This is a genomic window from Micromonospora sp. NPDC049274 (assembly GCF_040678875.1).
Lineage (GTDB): Bacteria > Actinomycetota > Actinomycetes > Mycobacteriales > Micromonosporaceae > Micromonospora.
Map to the genome: position 1 here is coordinate 1 of NZ_JBFAQS010000040.1, position 3,510 is coordinate 3,510.

1 protein-coding gene is annotated in these 3,510 nt (G+C 65.8%); it reads right to left on the reverse strand.

What is annotated here, in order from left to right:
* Positions 1-488: 488 nt before the first annotated feature.
* Positions 489-3,510 (reverse strand): FG-GAP-like repeat-containing protein (locus AB0K10_RS33125; protein ID WP_363690167.1); only part of this gene is annotated, 3,022 nt, incomplete at its 5' end.

A 3,510-nucleotide genomic window follows, 5' to 3' on the forward strand; every position in this document is an offset into this window, starting at 1 on the left:
GCCGGTGCGGCGAGCGGCACCGCGGCCGTGGCGATGGCCACAGCGGCCACCGCACCCGATGCGACAGCGCGTAGGCGCAGCCGTCTGGTGATCATAAGCAGAAACTCCCCGTGAGTGATGTGCCGCGAACGCTCAGACGCGATCGCTCTGACACGTCGGATCGGCGGCCACATTGAAGCAGTCACGCCGGCCTGCCGGGAACGTCTCGGCTCACAGAATGATGTCCTTTTAGAACTTACTGAGATGGTTTTGATGGCATCGGCGGCTGATCTTCGTTGTGATTCCGTGACCTGTCGCGGTCTTGTGCACGAAACAGTGTTCGCACCAGAGGGTGCGTGATTGATAACTCTGCGTGGCCCGCCACGCACGTCAGGGTCGAGCCGCCCGGGGCGATCCGGACGAACGAGACGGCGACGTCGTCATCGGCGATCCACGCGGGAGGGGCCGGTCACGGCTTGCGCCACGAACGGCCCCTCCACCTGTACGGATCAGAAGATCCGGTTGTACGCGGTCCAGCCGGTGCCGATCAGGCGTCCGTGCACGTACGGCTTGCCGTTGCTGTTGGTATTGATGTCGTTGCCGTAGTACCAGAGGGTTCCGTCGGACTTGGTGGCCACCAGATCGACGTAGCCGTCACCGCTCACGTCGCCCGGCAGGATCCGGTTGAACGTGCCGAAACCCGCGCCGATCTGGACCGGTGTGGTGAAAGGCCAGTTCGGGCTGTTGACGTAGTTGTTCGGGTAGTACCAGAGCGTCCCGTCCGACTTGGTGGCGATCATGTCGGCGTACCCGTCGCCGTTGATGTCGCCGGCCATGATCCGGTTGAACACGGTCCAACTGGTGCCGATCGTGAGACCGCTACCGTAGAACGGGTTGGTCGAGTCGGTCGCCCACCGGTTGTGGTGCCAGATCAGGTTGCCGTCGTTCCGCAGGCTGATGATGTCGCCGTAGCCGTCGCCGTTGATGTCGCCGACCATGGTTTTCGGCAGATCGTCCCAGCCCTCGCCGACGACCCGGCCGTAACCGTAGGGCTGGCCCGGGTTGAGGCTGCCGTTGTTGCCGTAGTACCAGAGCGTGCCGTCCGGCTTGGTGGCGACGATGTCGGGGTAGGTATCGCCGCTGATGTCACCGGTCATCACCCGGTCGAAGCCGTTCCAGTCGCTGCCGATCAGGCTGCCGTAGCCGTACGGCTGGGAGATGACGCCGGTGTTCTGGTAGTACCAGAGCGTTCCGTCCGTCTTGGTGGCGACGATGTTGGCATAGCGCGCCTTCGGCGCGGGCGCGACGCTCCAGGCCTCGTTCCAGGTCTGGACGAAAGCCAGTTCGCCATTGAACCAGCCGCCGTAGGTGGTGGCGGCAGTCTTGTGGCTACCGATCCGCAGCCCGCCGGTGGCGTTGAAGACGGTGTTGTGGCTGACCCGCCCGACGTTCGCCCCGTTGACGTAGATGGTCATCAGGTTCAAGGACTTCTGGAAGTTGACCGTGACCTGCGTCCACACGCCCGCCCGCGCGGTGTTGGCACCGGCGCTCGCCGTGTCGTACGTCGGTGTGCCGGTGTCGGTACGCGGCATGGCAAAGCGCCAGGACTTGTCGCCGGCCTCGGTGTAGAGCTTGAAGCCGGCGGTGTTGGTCCCGTTCTGGGAGACGACGGTGCCGCCGAGGACGGCGGGCTTGATCCAGGCGGAGACGGTGAAGTCGGTGCTGGTGTTCACCGCCGACGTCGGGGTGGTCAGGGTGCCGCTGGCGCCATTGAAGACGGCGTCCGGGTCGAACATGTCCCCGGTGCTCCAGCTGACACCGGTGTTGCCGGTGGCGTGGAGGGTGCCGACGGTGTCGAGGGCGGTGCCCACCGCGCCGGTCTCCGCATCGTTGAGTTGCCAGGCGTGGTTGGCGGTGATGAGGGTCTGGGCTGGTTGTGTGGTGATGGTGCCGGTGTTTGCGGACATTGCGGTGACCAGCCAGGTCGTGGCGATCCCGTCGGTGCCGATGGTCCAGAGGTCGGGGGTGCCGTCGGTGTTGATGTCGGCGGCGCGGAGGTTGAGGGTCGCGCCGCGGTTCCAGTTGGTCGAGAGGGTGTAGGGCGTGTAGGTGAGTTGTTGGGTGTCCTGGTTGTAGGCGAGGTTTGTCCAGAGGTGTAGGGCGCCGGTGCTGTGGTTCCAGAGGAACATGGCGGTGCCGTTGGTGAGTTGGGTGGTGGTGATGGTCCAGTTGTTCCAGTCCATGCCGCCGGTCGGGGTCAGCGCGGTGGTGCTGCCGCCGTAGTAGTAGAGGCCGGCTCCGGGGTTCGTGGGGTAGTAGTTGAGGGAGTAGCCGTTGGTGGTGTCGCCGCTGGTGCCGATCAGGTCGGGGAAGGTGGATCCGGTGGTTCGGGAGTCGCCGGCGTTGGCTAGTTGTAGTGGGGCGTTGCCGTTGGCGTCGAGTAGTAGTTCGCCGGAGATGCTTGCTTGGTTGTTGTAGGGCTGGATGACGGAGCCGTCGCCGCTGCCGCGTAGGACGATGCCGTTGCCGGCGTTGACGCCTGAGGTGTAGTAGACGAGGACGTCCTGCAGGCCGGCTCCGAAGAAGTGGCCGGAGATCGCTTGGCCGCCGTCGAAGGCGGACGGGTCTTCGTTGCCGGTGGTTCCGTTGCCGCGGGCTCCGATGTTCGCTGTGATGGGGTCTACGCCGGTTCCGTTTCTGCCGGTGGCGAGCCAGAGGCCGGAGGGCAGGGTGTTTGCCTTGCCGACGGTGAGCAGGTCGGCGACGTCGTCGCCGGTCATGTCGCCGTCGAGTGCGGTGGCGGCGGGAGCGGCGTTGAAGACTTTGGTGGCGCTGTCGCCGAAGTTGCCGCCGGCGGAGACGCTGGTGACGGTGAGCGTGTTGGTGAAGCGTGTTGGTGACACCGTGAAGGTGGCGGTGCCGGTGGCGTCGGCGGGGATGTCGACCGGTGGGCCGCCGTTGAGTTGGGAGACGTATCCGCTTGGTGTGGTGCCGTTGCTGCCTTCGGATTTGGTGATGGTGAAGGTGGCCGGCTGGCCGATGGTGGCCCCCGTGGGTGCGTCGCTTACTGACGGGTGACCTGGACGGGTGGGGTCGAAGGTGAAGGTGCAGGTGGCCGACCAGTCGCTGGGCGTTCGGAAGTCGGTGGCCTGCACCTTCCACGAGAAGCCGGTGATGGCGCCGGCAGCTGCGCTGCGCAGGGTGGTCAACGGCACGATCAGCACGCCGGTGCTGCCGGATGAGTAGGTGAGCAGGCTCGGGTTGGACGATGCCAGGGCGGTCTGCCCGGCGTCGCTGGTCTTCCAGAGCTTGAAGGAGACGCCGAGGGTGCCGCCGTTGCGGTCGGAGACCGGGGCGTAGAGGGAGACGGAGGCGTCGCCGACGATGCTGCCACCCGCGCAGGCGGTCTTCGGTGAGGTGGTCATTCCGGTCGGGGTGTTGGGCTTGTGGTTGTAGCGGATCTCCAGCGTGGGGCTGGTTTCGAGGAACTCTTTCCAGCTTTTCGGGTCACTGGCGTCGTTGGCGGCGACC